Annotated in this window: 16 protein-coding genes; 13 read left to right on the top strand and 3 right to left on the bottom strand. The window is 63.4% G+C overall.

Translation table 11 applies throughout. The annotated features are described in order from the left end of the window. The first annotated feature begins 22 nt into the window (after positions 1-22). The 3 genes from NMG46_RS15370 to NMG46_RS15380 are packed head-to-tail and all read left to right on the top strand — an operon-like array spanning position 23 to position 2845. The gene (locus NMG46_RS15370) at positions 23-925 is read left to right on the top strand and encodes a carbohydrate ABC transporter permease (RefSeq protein WP_254818660.1); all 903 of its coding nucleotides are present in this window, start codon (positions 23-25) and stop codon (positions 923-925) included. After that, on the top strand, positions 926-1747 hold the full coding sequence (locus NMG46_RS15375; RefSeq protein ID WP_023674179.1) for a carbohydrate ABC transporter permease: 822 nt from the start codon (positions 926-928) through the stop codon (positions 1745-1747). It begins immediately after the preceding gene. Between the two features lie 39 nt (positions 1748-1786). Further along, on the top strand, positions 1787-2845 hold the full coding sequence (locus NMG46_RS15380; RefSeq protein WP_254818488.1) for an ABC transporter ATP-binding protein: 1059 nt from the start codon (positions 1787-1789) through the stop codon (positions 2843-2845). A gap of 30 nt (positions 2846-2875) precedes the next feature. Here NMG46_RS15380 and NMG46_RS15385 read toward each other — a convergent pair whose 3' ends face one another. Next, on the bottom strand, positions 2876-3991 hold the full coding sequence (locus NMG46_RS15385) for a Gfo/Idh/MocA family protein (protein ID WP_368389298.1): 1116 nt from the start codon (positions 3989-3991) through the stop codon (positions 2876-2878). 14 nt (positions 3992-4005) lie between these two features. Further along, entirely contained in the window at positions 4006-4662 is a 657-nt protein-coding gene (locus NMG46_RS15390) for a GntR family transcriptional regulator (protein ID WP_254818489.1), read from the bottom strand. Between the two features lie 228 nt (positions 4663-4890). Between NMG46_RS15390 and NMG46_RS15395 the strand changes: the two genes are divergently transcribed. Beyond that, the gene (locus NMG46_RS15395) at positions 4891-6048 is read left to right on the top strand and encodes an LLM class flavin-dependent oxidoreductase (RefSeq protein ID WP_254818490.1); all 1158 of its coding nucleotides are present in this window, start codon (positions 4891-4893) and stop codon (positions 6046-6048) included. 11 nt (positions 6049-6059) lie between these two features. After that, positions 6060-6530, top strand: coding sequence for a flavin reductase family protein (locus tag NMG46_RS15400; RefSeq protein WP_254818491.1), 471 nt, complete (start codon positions 6060-6062; stop codon positions 6528-6530). On the opposite strand, the gene NMG46_RS15405 is transcribed toward NMG46_RS15400, so the two are convergent. Then, positions 6515-7582 carry a LacI family DNA-binding transcriptional regulator gene (locus NMG46_RS15405; protein WP_254818492.1) on the bottom strand — a complete coding sequence of 356 codons (1068 nt, stop codon included), beginning with the start codon at positions 7580-7582 and terminating at the stop codon, positions 6515-6517. The genes NMG46_RS15400 and NMG46_RS15405 overlap by 16 nt on opposite strands. Positions 7583-7693: 111 nt before the next feature. Here NMG46_RS15405 and NMG46_RS15410 point away from each other — a divergent pair, with 111 nt between their 5' ends. The 8 genes from NMG46_RS15410 to NMG46_RS15445 all read left to right on the top strand — a co-directional run bounded on the left by NMG46_RS15410 (position 7694) and on the right by NMG46_RS15445 (position 19979). Further along, on the top strand, positions 7694-8794 hold the full coding sequence (locus NMG46_RS15410; protein WP_254818493.1) for a glycoside hydrolase family 105 protein: 1101 nt from the start codon (positions 7694-7696) through the stop codon (positions 8792-8794). Next, positions 8794-9624 (top strand): 5-dehydro-4-deoxy-D-glucuronate isomerase, encoded by an 831-nt coding sequence (kduI, locus tag NMG46_RS15415; RefSeq protein ID WP_254818494.1) that lies wholly within the window; start codon positions 8794-8796, stop codon positions 9622-9624. Before NMG46_RS15410 ends, kduI begins: the two co-directional genes overlap by 1 nt. Continuing rightward, positions 9621-12140, top strand: a complete 2520-nt coding sequence (locus NMG46_RS15420) for a hypothetical protein (RefSeq protein WP_254818495.1) — start codon at positions 9621-9623, stop codon at positions 12138-12140. The genes kduI and NMG46_RS15420 overlap by 4 nt, the downstream gene beginning before the upstream one ends. An 86-nt stretch (positions 12141-12226) precedes the next feature. Next, positions 12227-13495 (top strand): ABC transporter substrate-binding protein, encoded by a 1269-nt coding sequence (locus tag NMG46_RS15425; protein WP_254818496.1) that lies wholly within the window; start codon positions 12227-12229, stop codon positions 13493-13495. Positions 13496-13509: 14 nt separating this feature from the next. After that, positions 13510-14514 (top strand): carbohydrate ABC transporter permease, encoded by a 1005-nt coding sequence (locus NMG46_RS15430; RefSeq protein ID WP_254818662.1) that lies wholly within the window; start codon positions 13510-13512, stop codon positions 14512-14514. Further along, positions 14511-15563, top strand: a complete 1053-nt coding sequence (locus tag NMG46_RS15435) for a carbohydrate ABC transporter permease (RefSeq protein WP_254818497.1) — start codon at positions 14511-14513, stop codon at positions 15561-15563. The genes NMG46_RS15430 and NMG46_RS15435 overlap by 4 nt, the downstream gene beginning before the upstream one ends. A 7-nt stretch (positions 15564-15570) precedes the next feature. After that, positions 15571-16659: an ABC transporter ATP-binding protein gene (locus NMG46_RS15440; RefSeq protein ID WP_254818498.1), complete on the top strand. Its 1089-nt coding sequence runs from the start codon at positions 15571-15573 to the stop codon at positions 16657-16659. Between the two features lie 191 nt (positions 16660-16850). Continuing rightward, on the top strand, positions 16851-19979 hold the full coding sequence (locus NMG46_RS15445) for a PAS domain-containing protein (protein ID WP_254818499.1): 3129 nt from the start codon (positions 16851-16853) through the stop codon (positions 19977-19979). Positions 19980-20114 lie beyond the last annotated feature (135 nt).

The raw sequence follows: 20114 nt of genomic DNA on the forward strand, positions 1-20114 counted from the left end.
CCCAGAACAGACCGGGGTGACGATGCCGGTTATCGACGGGAGCCAGACCATCCGGCTGGCTCCCAACTACTGGCCTTTCGTTGTCCCCGCACTCGTCGTCGTCGGCGCCGTCATCGTCTTCCCCTGGGCTTTCACCCTGTGGATGAGCGTCAACCGCTGGACGCTCGGCCAATCGCGGAGCTTTGCCGGGATGGAAAACTATCTCCGCCTGGCCAGCGACCCACGTTTCTGGGAATCCCTTGTTCATACGTTGACCTACACCTTCCTCTCGGTTGCAGCGCCGATGCTGCTGGGCACTCTGGCCGCCCTGATTTTCGACGCCAGGTTTCCGCTGCGCGGCTTGCTGCGCGGCGTCTTCGTCATGCCGATGATGGCGACACCCGTTGCCGTGGCACTGGTTTGGACAATGATGTTCCATCCTCAGCTTGGCGTGCTCAACTACCTGCTGTCGCTGGTCGGCATCCCGGCTCAGGAATGGATATTCAACGCCAACACGGTCATCCCGTCGCTGGTTGCGGTCGAGACCTGGCAGTGGACGCCGCTGGTCATGCTGATCGTGCTTGGCGGGCTGGCCTCGGTGCCGCGCGAGCCCTTCGAAAGCGCCGAGATCGACGGCGCCAACGCCTGGCAGCAATTCCGCTATCTCACTCTGCCGATGATCGCGCCGTTCCTGATGATTGCCGTCATCATCCGCACCATCGATGCTTTGAAGAGCTTCGACATCATCTACGCGATGACCCAGGGCGGGCCGGGCACGGCGTCGGAAACCATCAACATCTATCTCTACAACACCGCCTTCTCCTACTACGATATCGGCTACGGTTCGGCCATGGCCGTGGTGTTCTTCGTCGTCATCGTGGCCCTGTCTTTTGTCCTGCTGCTGCTGCGCCAACGCTCGCAGTGGATCGATACGGAGGGCAAATAGATGAGTTCACGGCTGCTCAACCAGATCGGTCTGTTTTTCGCTGCCCTGGTTTTCGTCTCGCCGGCGATCCTGTTCTTCCTCTGGATGATCTCGTTGTCGCTGAAATTCGAAATCGATAACGGTGCCTATCCGCCGATCCTGATCCCCGAACGTTTCGCCTGGTCGAACTATGTGAAAGTGTTCGAGGAGAACAATTTCCTGCTGTATCTCTGGAATTCGGTTCTGGTCACCGGCACGGCGACCTTGCTGGCGCTGTTGATCGGCGTACCGGCCGGCTATGGTATCGCACGGCTCAAGGCTGAACGATCGGCGGTCGTCATCATGATCGCCCGCATGACCCCCGGACTATCCTATCTCATCCCGCTGTTTCTGCTGTTTCAATGGATCGGGATCCTCGGCACGCTCTGGCCGCAGATCATCATCCATCTGGTGGTGACGGTGCCGATCGTGGTCTGGGTGATGATCGGCTATTTCGAGACCACGCCGATGGAACTGGAGGAGGCGGCCAACATCGACGGCGCCAGCTCCTGGCAGGTTTTCCGGCTGGTTGCCCTTCCCATCGCCAAGCCGGGCATCGTCGTCGCCTTCATCCTGTCCGTTATCTTCTCGTGGAACAATTTCGTCTTCGGTGTGGTGCTCGCCAGCCGTGAGACGCGCACACTCCCGGTCGCCGTCTACAACATGCTGTCCTACGAGCAGGTCAGCTGGGGGCCGCTCGCCGCGGCGGCGCTGGTGGTGACGCTGCCGGTGCTGATCCTGACCATGTTCGCGCAAAGGCAGATCGTCGCGGGGCTGACCGCCGGCGCCGTCAAGGGCGGCTGAGGGCGCGTCCCGACATCACTCTTTTCCAGGAAAGATCCAATGGCATCGGTAACAATCAACAACGTGCAGAAGGCCTTCGGGGCCACCAAGATCATTCACGACGTCAGCGTCGACATCGCCGACGGCGAATTCGTCATCCTGGTCGGTCCGTCGGGATGCGGAAAATCGACGCTGCTGCGCATGATCGCAGGCCTTGAAACGATCTCCGGCGGAAAGATCGCCATCGGCGAACGCATGGTCAACAATCTGCGCGCGCGGGACCGGAACATCGCCATGGTGTTCCAGAATTATGCGCTCTATCCGCATATGACTGTTGCCGACAATATGGGCTTTGCCCTCAAGATCAAGAAAGCCGATCCGGCCGACACCGCTGGCCGGGTCCGGAAAGCAGCCGGCATTCTTGGCCTGGAAAAGTTACTTGACCGCTATCCGCGCCAGCTTTCTGGCGGCCAGCGTCAGCGCGTTGCCATGGGCCGCGCGATCGTACGCGACCCACAGGTCTTCCTGTTCGACGAGCCGCTCTCCAACCTCGATGCCAAATTGCGCGTCCAGATGCGCGGCGAGATCAAGGCCCTGCACCAGCGGCTGGGTACTACGACGATCTATGTCACGCACGACCAGATCGAGGCCATGACCATGGCCGACAAGATCGTCGTGCTGCATGACGGCCTGGTCGAGCAGATCGGCGCGCCGCTGGACCTCTACGACCATCCGGCCAACCTCTTCGTTGCCGGTTTCATCGGCTCGCCCGCCATGAACTTCATTGCCGGCCGCATCGAGGAGGGCGTGTTCCGCAGCGCCGGCGGGTTGATCCTGCCGTTGCCGGAAGGCGCCCAGCCGGCGGATGCCGCAGGACGCGAACTCGTCTACGGCATTCGACCGGAACATATCCGGGCAACCGGGCAGGGCGTGCCGGGCACGATCACGCTTCTCGAGGCGACCGGCTCGGAAATCTTCGCCAGGGTCGACTGCTCCGGTGAAGAAATCTCCTGCCTCTTCCGAGAAAGGCTTGCGCTCAAGCAAGGCGAAGGGGTGCGGATCGAGATCGACCGCGCATGTGCGCATCTGTTCGACGCAGCAACCGGTCGGCACATCTGACCCGATGGTTTGGTGAATGCGTGGTTGGCCTTAGGTCGGCAATGCGAATTCACCGGCGAGTTCGATGGCGCGGCCTTCGCGGGCCGATCTCTCGGCGGCGAGGCCCATGACGACGGCCCACCAGCCGTCTCGCAAAGTCACTTCCACTTTGCCTTGTCCGCGCACCGCAGCGGTGAAGCGAGCGTGCTCGAAAAAGGTCGAACCGTTATGGTCGCCTGCCTCGAGCAGCCGGGGGTCGACGGGAATCTCCAGCAGTCGTGGTCCAGGCGGAACGCGCGGACTGACGATCAACTGGGGCACTGGCGCAGGGCCAAGGTGGGTCGGCCAGAAACGGCCTGGTCCGGGCACCAGACATTCGATCTTTCCGTCGCCACCGACAGCGCAGAGTTCCTCCTGGTAGCGGCTGCCCTCGGCAAACATGCACAGTTCCAGCATGGCGCGCGCGCCGCTCGCGAAATCAACCAGCACATAGCCATGGTCAAGGATATCCGGCCTCTCACCGCCATAGCGTTCGTCGAGATGGTTTACGGCCTGTCCAGCGCTCGCCATCACGCGGAGGGGGTCGGATCCGAGGATCAGCCGCATCAGGTCGAAGAAGTGGCAGCACTTCTCGACGAACGTGCCGCCGGTGTTGCGGTTGAAGCGGTTCCAGTCGCCGACTTTGGCCAGAAACGGGAAGCGGTGCTCGCGGACCGTCAGCATGCGGATGCCGCCGGTGGCGTGGCGCGCCTGCTCGACGAATGCGGTGACGGGCGGCATATAGCGGTATTCCATGGCCACCCAGACGAGCGGAAGCCGAGCTTTCAACGCTGCGATCCGCCTCTCGTCGGCGGCCGCGGTGAAGAGCGGCTTTTCCACCAGCACCGGCAGTGGTCGAAGTGCGGCGATCTCCTCCATCTGACTGAGGTGATGGTGGTTGGGGCTGGCAATCAAGACGCAGTCCACCTCGTCCATCGCCAGCAGCTCGGCGATCGATGCCGCCGATCGCGCGCCTGACGCCGCCGCCAGTGACGCCGCCAACATGTCGGGGTCCGGCTCGAAGATCGCGGCCACATGCGCGTCGGGCAACAGAGCGATGTTGCGGATATGCTCCCGGCCCATCATGCCGCAGCCGATGATGCCGTAGCCGATCGATGATCTGGTCACGCTCTTGCTCCGGCCTATCTGAAACGTGTGACGTACCGCGCCGCGCCCGGATCGAACCAGCTGCGGGAATATTCCGCGCTGGCGCCGTCGCCAGCCCAGGCGATACGTTCTATGAAACCCACGACCGTCCCCGGCGGTGGCCTGAACTCGAGCGGGGCCCAGTCCGGCACAGGCGCGACGGCGACATGGTCTTCGGCGCGAACGATCGAAAAGCCGAGCGCGAGCCGGTAGTGGAGATAGAGGGATTCAGACAAGTCCTCGCGCTTGAGCTTCTCGGCACGGCTGACGTCCAGCCAGATCTCCTCGACCGCGGCAGGCTCTCCGTCGAGCCGCCGCAGCCGGCGTATACGATGGGCTTCGCCGGCGCTGCCGAATTGCGGCAGGTCGGCTGGCTTGGACAGTCGCTCGACGGATAGCACGTCGGCGCTCGGCAAGCCGCCGCCACCGATACGCTCCAGGCGAAAGAAAGCATAGATCCCGAGCAAGTCGCCGCGCGCCCGCACATAGTTACCCGAGCCCTGGATGCGGTCGAGAAGGCCCTTTTCGGTCAAATCTGCCAGCGCCCGCCTGAGCGTGCCGACGGCAATCCCGAGGCTCGCGGCCATCGCGCGCTCGGGCGGCAGCCGCGCCCCGTCGGCCAGCCGTCCGGCCGCGATTTCGCGGATCAGCATTTCACTGGTCTGCAAGTGCACAGGCAGGGGGCCGCGCATCTGGCTGGATCGGTGGCCGGGGTCCGCCCTTGTCAAATGCATCCGGTGTTCCAACCGCATCCTGGTTTCGCGTTTGGCTCCAAAATTGATACAGTATTGATCTACACCAAAACGAATGCTACGCAAGCCCTATTCGTAGCTCCTGAGGTCATTGAAGAGTGGCCCGGGCTTCTTTTCTGAAGAGTGGCAATGAGCATCGTCCCAATCACCTCGCCGGATCTCGATGCAGCCGAAGTCTCGTGGTTCGCCGCACTCTGCTCGGACGACTATCGCTATCTCGGCGTTCCGGACGGCGCGCTGCGCTCGAGCTGGGCGCATTGCTCCGAGATCGTGAAGACGTCCGAGGAACTCGGTTTCCGCAACATCTTGTGTCCGTCGTCCTATCAGGTCGGCCAGGACACGTTGAGCTTCGTAGCCGGCTGTGCGCCGATCACGTCGAAGATCAATCTGCTTGCCGCTGTGCGTTGCGGCGAGATGCAGCCGATCATGCTGGCGCGCACGATTGCGACGCTGGATCACATGCTGGAAGGCCGGCTGACGGTAAACATCATTTCGTCGGACTTTCCGGGCGAGACAGCCGACAGCGCCTACCGTTATCAGCGTTCGCGCGAGGTGGTGCAGATACTGCGCCAGGCCTGGACCAGAGACAGCATCGATTTCGAGGGCGAGGTCTATCGTTTCAAGGGGCTCTCGACGGCACCGGCGAAGCCCTATCAGCAAAATGGCGGTCCGCTGCTCTATTTCGGCGGTTATTCGCCCGACGCACTCGAGCTTTGCGCCGAACAGTGCGACGTCTACCTGATGTGGCCTGAAACCAGGGTGGAACTTGCCGGCCGCATGAAAGCCGTCCACGAACGCGCCGAGCGCCATGGGCGGACGCTCGACTACGGCCTGCGCGTCCACATGATCGTGCGCGACACCGAGGCCGAGGCAAAGGAATATGCCCGGGAGCTGGTTTCGAAGCTGGACGACGAGCAGGGCAGGGCGATCCGCGAGCGCGCGCTCGACGCCCGATCGCTCGGCGTATCGCACCAGGCCAGGAACCGCCAGATCGCCGATGCCGAAGGCTATGTCGAGCCGCATCTGTGGACGGGCGTCGGGCGAGCGCGCTCCGGCTGCGGCGCGGCGTTGGTGGGCTCGACCGATCAGGTTCTGTCGGAAATCGAGGCGTATATGAAGATGGGGATCCGCGCCTTCATCTTTTCCGGCTACCCGCATCTCGACGAGGCGCGTCATTTCGGCACCAAGGTGCTGCCCGAGCTCAAGACATGCTCGCTCCCGCACGCCTATGGCCGGGTGCCGGAACGGATCCCGGCGACACCACTGGGAACGGGGGAGCGCCGCTGATGGAGCATGTCGTGTGCGATCGACGCCTTTTGCGCAATGCCTTCGGGCGTTTCGCCACCGGCGTCACGGTCGTCACCACCGGCACGGCCGACGGCCCGGTCGCAATCACTGCCAACAGCTTCTCATCCGTGTCGCTCGACCCGCCGCTGGTGCTCTGGTCAATCGGCCGCCACTCGCGCCGGTTCGAAGCCTTCGCCAATTCCGCGCACTACGCCATTCACGTGCTGGCGGAAGATCAAATCGATCTGTGCTGGCGTTTTTCGAAGTCGGGGACGGACTTTGCCGATCTTGACCTGTCGTGGAGCGAGCACGGCGTGCCATTGCTGCCGCGCGCGCTGGCGCGGTTCGAATGCAGCGTCGCCGACCGTTTCCCGGCTGGCGACCATATGATCCTGCTTGGACGTGTCCTTGAACTGGAGACGCAAGAGGGTTTGCCGCTGCTCTTTGCTGGCGGCAAGTCGCGCGCTCAAGAGGCCAGTTGATGACCGCCGGCGCCGCTCCGGGCTGGTGCCGTCGACTGGCGCACCACGAGATTGCAGGCAAGCTCGACGCGGCGCGGCGGCGACCCCGAATGGGCCATGTCGTCGAGCAGCAGGCTAAGTGCTGCCGATCCGATCTCGCGCATGGGAATGTGCATCGCCGTCAGCGGCGGGTTGCAGAAGGCAGCGAGCGGCAAGTCGTCCATACCGACCACGGACACATCGCCAGGCACCGAATATCCGGCCTCCTGGACGCCGGCGATGGCACCAAACGCCAGGCTGTCGCCGGCCGTCAGCACGGCGGTGAAATCGAGGCCGCGGGCCGCGATGCGCTCGGTCACGGCTCTGTTCGCAAGTTCCGGCAGCCAGTCCTGCACCTCGACCACGAAGTCGTCGAAGCCGGCAATGCCGGCCGTGATCAGCGCGTCGCGCCAACCTTCATAGCGCCGCTCGATTGTGCGCCGGCCACGCCGCATCAGGAACAGGATGCGGCGGTGGCCAAGGCCGATCAGATGCTGCGCGGCAAGCATGGCGGCAGAGCGATTGCAGGGCGTCACGCTCGAATGGCGCATCGAGGGATCGTCGCCGTTGACGAGCACGATCGGCTTAGCGAAGCCGGCTGTCAGCGTCAGCACATCGTCATCGTCCAGCGTCAGAAACAGGCAACCGGCGACGCTGTCGTCGCGCTCGGATTCACGCAGCAGCGCGATTTCGTCCTCGGGCGCCGAAACCGGCCGGGTCACCAGTTCGACGCCCAGCAACCGGGCACGCTCGTTCAGTCCATCAAGGACATGGTAGGTGAACTGATTGCGGGCACTGTCCACCATTGCCACGCTGCTTGCAGCCAGGATGACCTTGCGGCCGGCAACCGAGGCGGGAATGGCGTAGTTCATCGACTTCGCTATTTCGATGATCCTGGTGCGAAGCTCATCTCTCACGCCGCCGACGCCGCTCAGCGCACGGGAGGCGGTGCTGACCGACACGCCGCAACGCGCCGCGATCTCTTCAAGTCGAATGCGGCGGCTGGGGCGGCCGCGCTTGCCCTGGATACTCATCCGCTCCGTCATCTCCGGCATAGTCATCCGATTAATGCAAAAAATTTTCAGATTGCGCAAGAAAAATGGCTGTGAAACAGTTCTGATGAAGCGGGAGAAACGGGAGGAGTGATGCCGCTATCGGCCGAACGCCTGAATTCCGCGCTTGCCAGCCTCGTGGCGGGCATGACCGGCTTGCGTCATGACGGGCGGTTCCATGAGCCGAATCTCGACGGCACGCCGGGCGACTATGTCAGCTTCGACAGCTGGGAATGGCCGCAAGGCGTGGGGCTCTACGGGCTGGTTCGGCTGTGGGCGCAGACCGGCGACGATCGGCTGCTGCAGACGATCGAGGCCTGGTACGATCGACGCATCGCTGCCGGTCTCCCGGCGATGAACGTCAACACCACCGCGCCTCTGCTGGCGCTAAGCGAATTGTGGCGACGCCGGCGCCAGCCGCGCTTCGAGCCGGTCCTGCGCGAATGGGCCGAGCAGGTAGTCACCGCCTTGCCGCGGACGCCCGAAGGCGGTTTCCAGCATGATGTTTCGGACCGGGTCAACGACGACGAATTGTGGGACGACACGCTGTTCATGGTGGCGCTGTTCCTCGCATCCTACGGCCAGGCTGCCGGCCAGCGCCGCTTCGTCGAGGAAGCGGAACGCCAATTCCTGGTTCACGCCCGTTATCTTGCCGATCCGGCATCAGGGCTGTGGTTCCACGGCTGGACGTTCGCGGGCCGGCACAATTTCGCCCGCGCGCTTTGGGCGAGAGGCAATGCCTGGATTACCGTCGGTATCCTCGAACTGGTGGAGTTCGCCGAAGTTGCGCCTTCGGTTCGGGCCTATCTGCTCGGCGTGCTGGAGACGCAGATCAACGCCCTGCTCGAGGTGCAGGCGAGTTCGGGCGCCTGGCACACTCTGCTCGACGACCCGACGTCTTACGAGGAGATTTCCGCCACCGCCGGCTTCGGCTACGGCTTGATGAAAGCCGCGCGGCTCGGAATCGGCTCGACAGAGTGCCGTGCCGCCGGCCTCCGCGCCTTGGAAGCCGTGGTGGCCAACATCGATGACAAAGGTGTGGTTGCGAACGTGTCCTATGGCACACGCATGGGCGCCGACCTGCAATTCTATCGCGATATCCCCATCCATCCGACGGGCTACGGGCAGGCGCTGGCCATTCTGTGCCTGACCGAAGGCGCGCGGCATCTGCAGTCGAAAGTGGAGGCGGCGTGATGCGGACGCTCTATGGCGCGTCGCCGGCCGATATTGCCGGCATGGACACGGACCGGCTGAGGGCCGAGTTCCTCGTCGACGGGTTGTTCCGGCCCGGCGCGATCGAATTCGTCTACACCCATGTCGACCGCATGATCGTCGGTGGTGCGGTGCCGCTGGCCAACCCGCTGGCATTCGGCAACGGGGCCGAAGTCGGCACCCCGCTCTTCTTTGACGCGCGCGAGATGGGCATCGCCAATCTCGGCGGCAATGGCGCGGTCGCGGTGGACGGCCGGCGCTTTCACGTGGCTAACCGCGACATCGTCTATGTCGGACGCGGAGCGCGTGAGGTGACGCTGGAGAGCGACGATCCGGAGAGGCCGGCACGCTTCTACATGAACTCGGTGCCAGCCGCCGCCGATATTGCGCATCGCCTTATCGTCAGCAGCGAAGCCAAGCCGCTTGTGCTCGGCGACGAGGCCCGTGCGAACAGGCGCACGCTGCGTATGTACATCCATCCCGAAGTGGCCCCGTCCTGCCTCTTGCTGATGGGGATCACCGACCTCGCGCCGGGCAGTGTGTGGAACACCATGCCGCCGCATCTGCATGAGCGGCGCATGGAAGCTTATTGCTACTTCGACCTCGCCGAGGCCGACCGCGTGGTCCATCTGATGGGCCGGCCTGACGAGACGCGCCACCTGATGGTCGCTGACGGCGACGTCGTCCTGTCGCCCGCCTGGTCTATCCATATGGGTGCCGGCACCGGCCCCTATGCTTTCGTCTGGGGCATGACTGGCGAGAACCAGGCCTATGCCGATGTCGATCCAGTTGCCGTGAAGGATTTGCGATGAGCGAGGCCGCGCAAGGCGTTCGGACGGACTTTACGCTGCGCCGGCCGCTCACGGCGGGGCAGCCTATCGTCTATTGGCGGCTCGGGTCCATCGCCGGGCAGCGCTACGACGTGGCCGACCAGCCCATGCAAGGCGAGATGGATCCCTTCTTCTTCCTGACCAAGCACAAGAATTTCATTCCGCATGAATATCCGTGCCGCACGCAGTTCGCAGCGGAACGCCGCGGCAAGCGACCACAGGTCAGCGCCGAATTCGGCGCCGAGCGCATCTGGCTGCCCTTCGCCTCACCGCGCATCGACCTGTCGGGCTTCTGGTTTCGGCCGACGGTGCTTGGAACCTGGGCCGAGACCACTATCGAGGCGGCCTCGACTGGCGAGGCGGTGGTGCGGCTGCGCACATGCGGCGGCGCCATACTCTTTGCCAACGGTGGGGAAGCCGGCTGGATGGCGCCCTACGGCCGCAATCTGGAAAGTGCCGCGCATTTCAAGATCGCGCTGAAGGCCGGCCGTAACGACGTTCGCGTGTGGTTCGACGATCTCGCCGAGCGCGACGCCCGCTATTATTTCCAGCTCGATTATCTATCCGGTCCGGCTGCTTCGGTCGCATTGCCGATCGAGGCCGAGAGCGGCGTTGCCGATGCGATGGAAGCAGCCCTCGACGACATGCATTTCGAGCGTCCCGCCTATGACGGCGGCCAGGTGGCTCTGGTCACCGGCGTGGCCCTGCCGCGCGACGCGCAAGTCGAGGTCGAGATCGAAGGCGATTTCATGTCGATCGAGGCGCCGGTGCGCTTCGCCTTCGATCTGCCGGCGGGCCAGGCGCGGCTGCCGATCGCCGATACCGAGCAGCTGCCGGCCGACTTTCGCCATTTCAAGGTGACACTGAAGGTCGCCGACCATGCCGTAGCGCGTGTCTTCGGCGTCGAGATATGCCACGCGCGCCGTCAGGGCGATGCGCCGGAAACGCTTACCGCGCGTATAGATGAAGCCCTGCACGAGGTCGCCGATCACGCCGAGGCCGACACCGTGCGCGCGCTGGCGCGCCTGGCGATCGGACAGCAGGGCGCCGAGACCGACGCCATGATCGCCGGCACGCTGCCGGCGATCGAGGATTGTCACGATTGCGCCGACTTCATCCTGGTGCCGCTGCTGTGGTGCCGCAAGGCCTATAGCGATCGGCTGGAAGCGCGCCTGCGCGCGCGCGTCGACAACGCCATCCTCGGCTATCGCTACTGGATGGACGAGCCCGGCAATGATGTACAGTGGTACTTTTCCGAGAACCACGCGCTGCTCTTCCACACCGCCGCCTATATTGCTGGGGGCCTGTTGCCTGATGTGCGGTTCGTGCGGTCGGGCCGCCTTGGCCGCGAACAGTCCGCGGTTGGAGCCGCGCGTGTACGCGCCTGGCTCGACCATTTCGAGGCATGGGAGATGGCCGAGTTCAACTCGGCGCCTTATTTCCCGATCGACCTCAAGGGCCTGTGCGCGCTCTACGCGCTTGCCCCTGACAAGGACATCGCCGAACGTGCCGGCAGGGCAATCATACGCCTGCTTGAAATCGTCGCGCGCTCGGCGCATCGCGGTATCCTCACCGGGGCGCAGGGCCGCTCCTATGAGCACACGCTGCGCGCCGCGCGTTCCCTGGAATTATCCGGCATCTGCCGCATGCTTTGGGGCAAGGGCAATTACGGCATGCGCTTTCACGCGCTGCCGCAGCTGGCACTCTGTCTGCGGGATCATGATTTGAGCGTTCCCGATGGATTGGCTGCAATTGCTTCCCTCACCGACGATACGGCGTGGGAATGGACTTTCGCGCAGGGACAAGACCGCTTCGCGCGGCTCTACCACTACAAGACGCGCAACCATGCGATGGGCAGCGCCGCTGGCTACCGCTGGAACCAATGGGGCTATCAGGAAACCGTCATTCACGCCCGGCTGGGCAAGAATCCGGATGCGCAGATCTGGATCAACCACCCCGGCGAAGTGCTGCAGTCGGGATATGGCAGACCATCATATTGGGGCGGCTCAGGCACTTTGCCCCGGCTTCACCAATACCGCGACCTCGCCATAGTCAGCTTCTCCTGCTCGGATGAACAGCCCGACTTTACACACGCCTGGTTCCCCGCAAGTGCCTTCGACGCCGTGCAAGTGGGTGGCGATCGGGCGTTCGCGCAATCTGGCGACGCCTTCGTTATGCTGAAGACGGATGTTCCGCTCACGCAGGTCGTGGCCGGCCCGACCGCCGGCAACGAGTTGCGGGCGGCGGGACGCAGGACGACATGGATCGTCCGCCTCGGTGATCGGAATGCCAATCTGCCGGCGCTCGACGCCTGGGCGGGCGCCTTTGCCGGCCTGTCTGTGCGGTCGGGTCCCGACGGCGAGTTGACCGTCGAGGATCCGGAGTACGGCACGGTGCATTTCCTGGCCGACGCAAGGATCGTGGCTGAGGGACGTACACTCGATCCGGCCAATTGGATCGTGCGCGGTGAGGCGATGCGCATGAAGCAAGGAGAATAGGGAGGAAATCGGCTGCGACGCTCAAGAGGAGAGGGCGTGGCCGCTTGAACCATCGGGGCCCGCCCCGCTAAAGGAGGAGACGAAGCATGAATAAGACCCGCACTTTGCTGGCCGCGCTATCGGTCAGTCTGCTCGCATCGACCAGCGCGTTTGCCGGTGACGTGCGCATCATGTGGTATTCGGACGGTGTCGAGGGCGATGTCATCCAGGACATTCTGAACCGCTTCATGAAGGACAATCCCGACATCCACGTCACGCTCGACAACGTCGCCTACAAGGTGATCCAGGAGCAGCTGCCCATCCAGCTCGAAGCCGGCCAGGGGCCGGACATCGCCCGCGTCACGAACATCAAGGAGCTTGCCCAGCACTGGCTCGATCTCAGGCCACTGGTGGCCGATCCGAAATACTGGGAGGCCAATTTCGCTGACACGCTGGACTGGATGCGCCCCGATGGCTCCAACGCCATCCCGGGTTTCATGACCCAGCTCACGCTCACTGGCGGCTTCGCCAACAAGACGCTGTTCGAACAGGCCGGCGTGCCGCTGCCCGGTGACAAGGCGACCTGGGACGACTGGATCGCCGCCGCCGCCGAGGTGGCGAAGAGCCAGCAGCTTCCGGCTGCCTTCGCCATCGACCGTTCCGGTCACCGCATTTCGGGTCCGAATGTCTCCTTCGGAGCGAACTATATCGGCTCCGATGGCATGCCGGCGAAAGTGGACGACGGCACCAAGGCGTTCGTCGGCAAGCTCGTCGACTGGACCGCCAAGGGCCTGATGCTGAAGGATACCTGGGTGTCGGCGGCAGGCTCGACCTATCGCGCGGCCGCCGACGACTTCATCAACGCCCAGATCCCATTCTACTATTCGGGCAGCTGGCAGGTCGCCAATCTGTCGACCAAGATCGGCGACAGTTTCGACTGGGTGGCAACCGGCTCGCCCTGCGGTACCGCAGGATGTTCGGGTGTGAAGGGCGGCGCGGCGCTGGTTGCCATCAAATACACCAAGAATCCCAAGGACGTCGCCAAGGTCATGGATTATCTGGCCCGTGAAGACGTGGTGAAAGAATTCAGCGAGCGCACGCTGTTTCTGCCCGCGCACAAGGGCGTCGTAGACAAGGGCGGGCTGAAATGGGTCTCGGCCGACAAGAACGTCGGTCCGGCGCTCGACAAGTTCGTCAAGGCGGCGGGTGAAACCATGCCGGCGGCCGATGCGCTGCCGCCGTGGAAGTGGGCCAACGCTTACTTCGCCGCGCTGGTGACGCGCGTCAGCCAAGTGATGGCCGGCGAACTCAGCCTCGACGAGGCCTGGGGCAGGATCGACCAGGATATCGCCGACAAGGTTGCCGAGGCGAAGTGACCGCCGCCGCGACACTGAAGGCATGGACTGGCGCCGCGCTCGCGGCGCCGGTCGTCTGGCTGGCATCGATCGTCAACGTGCCGCTGAAGTTCTGGCAGCGCGCGACAGGCACCGGTGGCATGGCCGCGTTCTTCCTCGCGCCAAACATGGCGATCTTCGGCATTTTCGTCCTGGTGCCGATGATCATCAACTTCTTCTATTCGGCCACGTCGGGAACGGCCTACTTCCTGCAGGACCGAACCTATGTGGGGCTCGAGCAATACCAGCGCCTGCTCGATTGCGGCAACTACCTGGACACTGCCACTTGCCACGAGGATCTCTTCTGGAAGGCCGTGCACAATACGGGCCTGTTCGTCGTCGTGCAGGTGGCACTGATGACGGTCGTGTCGATGGCGACAGCGTTGATCCTCAACCGCGAGATCGTCGGGCGCAGCTTCTGGCGCGCGGTGTTCTTCTTTCCGGTGCTGCTGTCGCCCGTCGTCACCGGCCTGATCTGGCGTTGGATCTTGCAGCGCCAGGGCCTGCTCAACCTGATCGTCCATGATCTGGGCGGCGAGCCGCACAACTGGCTGACGGACCGTTTCTGGGCCTTCACCGCCGCCGTCAGCGTTTCGGTCTGGGCACATATGGGCTTTTACACGCTCATCCTGCTTGCCGGATTGCAGGCGATCCCGCGCGACCTTTACGAAGCGGCCGAGATGGACGGCACGAAGCCGGCGCGGGTGTTCTGGCGCATCACGCTGCCGCTGCTGATGCCGAATCTGCTTGTCGTCATCGTACTGACGCTGATCCGCGCTGTGCAGATCTTCGACGAAGTCTATGTGCTGACGGGTGGAGGGCCGGGAACTTCGACCCTCTATATCACGCAGTATATCTATGAGATCGGCTTCGCCTCCCTGTTGCGCAATCCGGGGCTGGCTTCGGCGGCTTCGATCCTGATGGGATTGGTGCTGGTCGTGCTCACCTTGGTTCAGCTGCAGGTCGGACGCCGGGGTGAGCGGAAAGGAGCCCGCGAATGAGCCGGGTCGTGACATTCCTGACCCGCCGGCGCGGCGGTCGCGGCTGGCACTGGACGGATATCGTGAGCTGGCTGTGGCTGCTCGGCGGCGTTGTCATCATGTTCGGTCCGGCCGTCTGGCTGGTGGGTTCGTCATTCAAGACGCCGGCACAGCTCGCCGAGTTCCCGCCGACCATAATGCCTTATGTCAGCCAACAGGCGACGGTCGAAGGCTACGACAAGCCGCTGGCCCTCTACAGGGTGAAGTTGCCGGATGGTTCGACCAAGGTGCTGGCCGAGGTGCGGCGCATCGGCATCATGGCGCAGATGGTAGACCCGCAGGCGCCGAACGATGTCGTGAAGGTCAACATCGCCGACCGGCAGCCGGTGCGCGAAATCGGCTTCGCGACGGAGAACTACACCGAGCCCTTCGTCCATTTCGACTTCCTGCGCTATCTGCGCAATTCGGTTTTTGTGACGGCAATGGCGACGCTGATCACGCTGCTCACCAATTCGATGGCCGCATTCGCCTTGTCGAAATACAAGTTCCGCGGTCGCGATCTGACGATGCTTGTTATCGTCGGTACGCTGATGGTGCCGCTGTCGGTCATCCTGGTGCCGCTCTATTCGGTGGTGGGCGCCGTTGGGCTGCTCGATTCGCTGTGGGGCGTGATCTTGCCGACCGTGGCGACGCCAACCGGCGTCTTCCTGCTGCGCCAATATATGCTGACCATCCCCGACGAGCTGCTCGATGCGGCGCGCATGGACAACGCTTCCGAATGGCAGATCTACTGGCGCATCGTGTTGCCGCTTGCAGCACCGGCGCTCGCCGTGCTGGCGATCTTCTCGGTCGTCTGGCGCTGGAACGACTTTCTGTGGCCGCTGGTGGTGCTGTCGCGCAAGGAACTCTACACACTCCAGGTCGGCCTCAACACCTATGCCGGCCAGCTAAACGTGCAGTGGCACTACATCCTGGCGATGACCGTCGTGACGATGATCCCCGTCGTCCTCGTCTTCGTCTTCCTGCAGCGTTACATCACTTCCGGCATTGCCGGCACCGGGCTGAAGTGAGGATGTCATGGGACGGATAACGCTGACCAACATCGATCGCGCTTACGGCAAGATGAAGATCTTGCACGGCATCAACCTCGACGTCGGTGACGGCGAGATGCTGGTCCTCGTCGGCCCGTCGGGTTGCGGCAAGTCCACGCTGCTGCGGCTAATTGCCGGGCTCGATCGACCGACCGACGGCAAGATCGAGATCGACGGGGTCGACGTCACCAACGTTTCGGCCGCGCAGCGCGGTCTGGCAATGGTGTTCCAGTCTTACGCGCTCTACCCGCACATGAGCGTGCGCCAGAACCTCGCTTTCGGCCTCGAAAACATCCGTATGCCCAAGGCCGAGATCGACGCGCGGATCACGGAAGCGACGCGCATGCTGGAAATCGCTCCCTATCTCGACCGCCGGCCCGGTCAACTGTCGGGCGGCCAGAAGCAGCGCGTGGCGATCGGCCGTGCGGTGGTGCGCAATCCGACCGCCTTTCTACTCGATGAACCGCTGTCCAACCTCGATGCCGAACTGCGCATCACCATGCGCGCTGAACTGGCGGGCCTGCACCGGCGGCTGGCAACCACGATGATCTACGTCACCCATGACCAGATCGAGGCGATGACGCTGGCGGACCGCATCGTGGTCATGCGCTCGGGGCGGATCGAACAGGTTGGCCGGCCGCTCGATCTCTACAACGCGCCGGCCAACCTGTTCGTCGCCGGCTTCATCGGTGCGCCGCGGATGAACCTGCTGCCGGTGAAGGTGCGTTCGGCAAGCGGCGCCGAGGTGCGTGTCGAAGGTCCAGGCGGGCTCTCAGCCTCGATCGCGGCCGATGGGGTCGCGCTGAAACCGGGAGACGACGCGACGCTTGGCATCCGGCCACACGACATCCAACTTTCGAATGGCAGCAAGGGATCGGTGGAAGCGCGGGTAACGCTGGCCGAGGCGTTGGGACCGGAAACCGTTGTCCACGCCACCATTGCCGGCGACAGCAAACTGATCGCCGTTCTCAAGCAGCAGGGCGTTGAAACGCAAGGGCCGCCGATCAACCTCGCTCTGCCGCCGGAGCGCATGCATCTCTTCGATGCCGCCGGGCTGCGTGTCGCACCGCGTTAGCCTCACGCGAGGCCATCGTTAGGGGCCTCGTAGCGGCGATATCTCCGCGCAATACATGGATTTCCATGAGATGCAGCCGAGGCATGGCGGAACTAGATTTAGGCGGTGAGTTCGCCTGTCCAGATATTGAAAACAAGTGCTATATCAAGCGCTGACCCTCCCCAGGCTTTTTTGTCCGACAGGAGAAGCCAATGACAGCAGCGTCCGACTCACTTGGCGAAATCGACCCCGAAGCAACGCTCGCGCTGCAAATCATCGAGAGCATGCCCGGCAACGCGTGGGCAGCCGATGCCATCGGAAGGTTCACCTATGTCAGCCCAAATACCCTGGCGTTCATCGGCAACACGCATGAGGGTCTCAACACCTCCGAAGACAACGATGAGTTCAGCTGGCGTCGAGCCGTCCATCCCGACGATTATGATCCTGTAGCCGCCAGATGGCGGCATTGCCTCGAGACCGGCGATCCCTATGATACCGAGCATCGCCTGCGGCGCGCCGATGGCGCCTATCGCTGGTTTCGAAGCTCAGGACGACCTTTTCGCGATAGCCAGGGGCGCATCATTCAATGGTACGGCACGACAATAGACATTGAGGACCAGAAGCGGGCCGAGTCAGCATTGCGCGACCGGGAGCGGGAACTCTCGCAGCTCGTGGATATGGTCCCGAGTCACATCTGGCGGCTCGATCCCGACGGCGAGCCGATCTTCTTCAATGGGCGCATGGTTGACTTTCTTGGCCTCGACGTAGCGGATCTGGACCGACCGGGCATGAGCCGGCTGGCGGCGATGATACAGGCCGCCGTTCATCCGGACGACGCGGCAGCATTCGGCGATGCACTCCGCGGTTGCTTCGCTACCGGTGCGAGCTTCGCCATGCGCTATCGCCTGCGCCGTGCCGATGGCGTCTATCGCTGGATGTCGAGCCGGGCGGAGCCGATGCGCGATGACGCCGGCCGCATCGTCCAGTGGTATGGCCTCTGTCACGATATAGACGATCAGATGCACGCCGAAGCGGCGTTGCGGCAGAGCGAGCAACAACTTCGGCACATGATCGACGCCGTGCCGGTCCGTATCTGGAGCGTGATGCCGACCGGCGGGCCGGTCTACTTCAACAAGCGATACCAGGACCATTTCCGCTCCGTTATCGCCAACTTTGACGCGCTCGGCGAGCCGGGAATCGAAACGTTGCTGTACGAGGTGATTCATCCCGAAGATGCTCCCGAGGTGCAGCGCACGTTGCTGAGTTGTTTCGAAACTGGCGGCGGCTCCGCGATGCGGTTTCGCTGGCGCGAAAAAGACGGCACCTATCGCTGGGCTGAGTGCAGGGTCGAGCCGCGGCGCGATGACGACGGAACGGTTGTGCAGTGGTACGGGGTTTCTCTCGACATCGACGATGAGGTGCGTGCGCAGGCGGCGTTGCGCAAAAGTGAGCGGCGCCTTCAGCAGCTTATCGACACCGTGCCCGCTTTGATCTGGAGTACGACACCGGAAGGGACGCCATCCTACGTCAACAAGCGGTTCACCGATGTAACCGGGGCCACGCTCCATGACATCACGGCCCCGGACGGCTCGCCGTCGCTGAGCGTCATCCATCCAGACGATATCGACACCGCACGGCAGGCGATCCGCCATTCATTCGCAACGGGCGTGCCTTACGTTCAGAGATATCGCCAACGGCGGGCCGACGGCGGCTATCGCTGGACCGAGACTCGCGCCGAGCCGCTGCGCGACGAAGATGGCAGCATTCTCCAATGGTACGGTGTGAGCGTCGACATCCATGACCTGGTGACCACGCAAGCGGCGTTGCACGACCGGGAACGAGAGCTCTCGCAACTCGTCAACATGGTTCCGAGCTACCTCTGGCGGCTGTCCCCCAACGGTGAGCCGACCTTCTTCAACAAGCGCCTGATAGATTTTCTCGGCCTGGACATAGCGGACGCGGAAAAGCCGGACACGAGCCTGCTGGCGGCCTTCATTGCCACCGTCGTCCATCCCGACGATGCAGCCAGCCTGAAGGAAGCACTCGACAGCTGCTTTGCCACCGGCGAGCGTTTCTTCATGAGGTATCGCCTGCGCCGCGCCGATGGCGTTTATCGTTGGATGGAGGGCCGCGCGGAGCCGCTGCGGGATCACGGCGGGCGCATTGTCCAGTGGTACGGTCTTACGCACGACATCGACGATCAGCTGCGCGTCGAAGCGGCGCTGCGCGAGAGAGAACGCGCTCTCTGGCAGCTCGTTGAAACGCTGCCGGCAATGATCGATTGCGCCGCGCCGGATGGCGAACCGATATATCGCAGCCAGCAGCTCCGCGAATTCCTCGGATACAATCTTGAGGAATTGGACGAAGCGGGAAAGTCGCGGCTGGCTGGCACACTCGACGCCGGTGTTCATCCCGACGACCTGACAGGTGTCAAAGAAAGATATGCCCATTGTCTGTCCACAGGCGAGCCGTATGCGCGACGGCACCGTCTGCGGCGCTTCGATGGTGAATATCGCTGGGTCGAGACGCGTGCCGCGCCGATGCGCAATGCTGAAGGCGCCATAGTGCAATGGAACGTTATCTGCCTCGACATCGAAAATGAGGTGCGGACACAAGAGGAGCTTCGACTGGCACAAGAGAGACTTGCGCGTGCGAGTCAGGCGGCGAGCCTTGCCGAACTCTCCGCATCCATCGCTCATGAGGTGAACCAGCCGCTGGCCGCCATCGTCGCCAACTCGAACGCATGCCACCGTTGGCTGTCCGCCGAGCCCCCGAACGTCGAGCGCGCGAAGATCACTGCCGAGCGCATCATCCGCGACGCCAACTCGGCGGCGGATGTCGTCAGCCGCATCCGTGCCTTGTTCAGACCTTCGCTTGAAATGAGAACCAGTACGCCGATCCCCAGCGTCGTTGCGGAAGCCCGTGACCTTATGGCCGAGGAAGCCATGCGGCGTCGCGTTCGCATGGACATCGACGTCGAAAGCAACCTTCCGCTGGTTGCGTTCGATCGCGTCCAGATCCAGCAGGTCCTGGTCAACCTCATTCGCAACGGCATGGAGGCGATGGACACCACCGCGGGCGACAAGGTTCTTGGGATGCGCGTGCACCGGATAGAGGACACGATCCAGACCGAGGTCAGCGACCGAGGCCCGGGTATCGAACGTCCTAACAAGATATTCGAGCCGTTCTTTACAACGAAAGGGAACGGGATGGGCATGGGGCTCGCGATCTCCCGTTCGATCATTGAGTCTCACGGCGGACGCCTTTGGGTGGAAAATAGCGTGCCGCGTGGGGCGACATTCATCTTCACTCTCCCGGTTGAAGCGAAAGCTGCGCAATAAGTCGGGCGACACCTCGGCCACCGGCGGCGCTCAGTAAGCGCTTGGTTTTCGGCTCTCGGTGAAGGGGCGCCGCCGCCCCGTGCAATGCATGGATTTCCATGAGGTGCGGTTGGGGCGTGGCGGGATTAGGGTGGC

This window comes from Mesorhizobium sp. LMG 17147, from assembly GCF_024297145.1.
Taxonomy (GTDB): domain Bacteria; phylum Pseudomonadota; class Alphaproteobacteria; order Rhizobiales; family Rhizobiaceae; genus Mesorhizobium.

What these genes read in the sequence shown, in the direction of transcription:
- NMG46_RS15445 (WP_254818499.1), top strand. Translation starts at nt 16,851, where the DNA reads ATGACAGCAGCGTCCGACTCACTTGGCGAAATCGACCCCGAAGCAACG.
- NMG46_RS15435 (WP_254818497.1), top strand. Translation starts at nt 14,511, where the DNA reads ATGAGCCGGGTCGTGACATTCCTGACCCGCCGGCGCGGCGGTCGCGGC.
- NMG46_RS15380 (WP_254818488.1), top strand. Translation starts at nt 1,787, where the DNA reads ATGGCATCGGTAACAATCAACAACGTGCAGAAGGCCTTCGGGGCCACC.
- NMG46_RS15420 (WP_254818495.1), top strand. Translation starts at nt 9,621, where the DNA reads ATGAGCGAGGCCGCGCAAGGCGTTCGGACGGACTTTACGCTGCGCCGG.
- NMG46_RS15370 (WP_254818660.1), top strand. Translation starts at nt 23, where the DNA reads ATGCCGGTTATCGACGGGAGCCAGACCATCCGGCTGGCTCCCAACTAC.
- NMG46_RS15425 (WP_254818496.1), top strand. Translation starts at nt 12,227, where the DNA reads ATGAATAAGACCCGCACTTTGCTGGCCGCGCTATCGGTCAGTCTGCTC.
- NMG46_RS15375 (WP_023674179.1), top strand. Translation starts at nt 926, where the DNA reads ATGAGTTCACGGCTGCTCAACCAGATCGGTCTGTTTTTCGCTGCCCTG.
- NMG46_RS15405 (WP_254818492.1), bottom strand. Translation starts at nt 7,582, where the DNA reads ATGAGTATCCAGGGCAAGCGCGGCCGCCCCAGCCGCCGCATTCGACTT.
- NMG46_RS15395 (WP_254818490.1), top strand. Translation starts at nt 4,891, where the DNA reads ATGAGCATCGTCCCAATCACCTCGCCGGATCTCGATGCAGCCGAAGTC.
- NMG46_RS15440 (WP_254818498.1), top strand. Translation starts at nt 15,571, where the DNA reads ATGGGACGGATAACGCTGACCAACATCGATCGCGCTTACGGCAAGATG.
- NMG46_RS15410 (WP_254818493.1), top strand. Translation starts at nt 7,694, where the DNA reads ATGCCGCTATCGGCCGAACGCCTGAATTCCGCGCTTGCCAGCCTCGTG.
- kduI (WP_254818494.1), top strand. Translation starts at nt 8,794, where the DNA reads ATGCGGACGCTCTATGGCGCGTCGCCGGCCGATATTGCCGGCATGGAC.
- NMG46_RS15390 (WP_254818489.1), bottom strand. Translation starts at nt 4,662, where the DNA reads ATGCTGATCCGCGAAATCGCGGCCGGACGGCTGGCCGACGGGGCGCGG.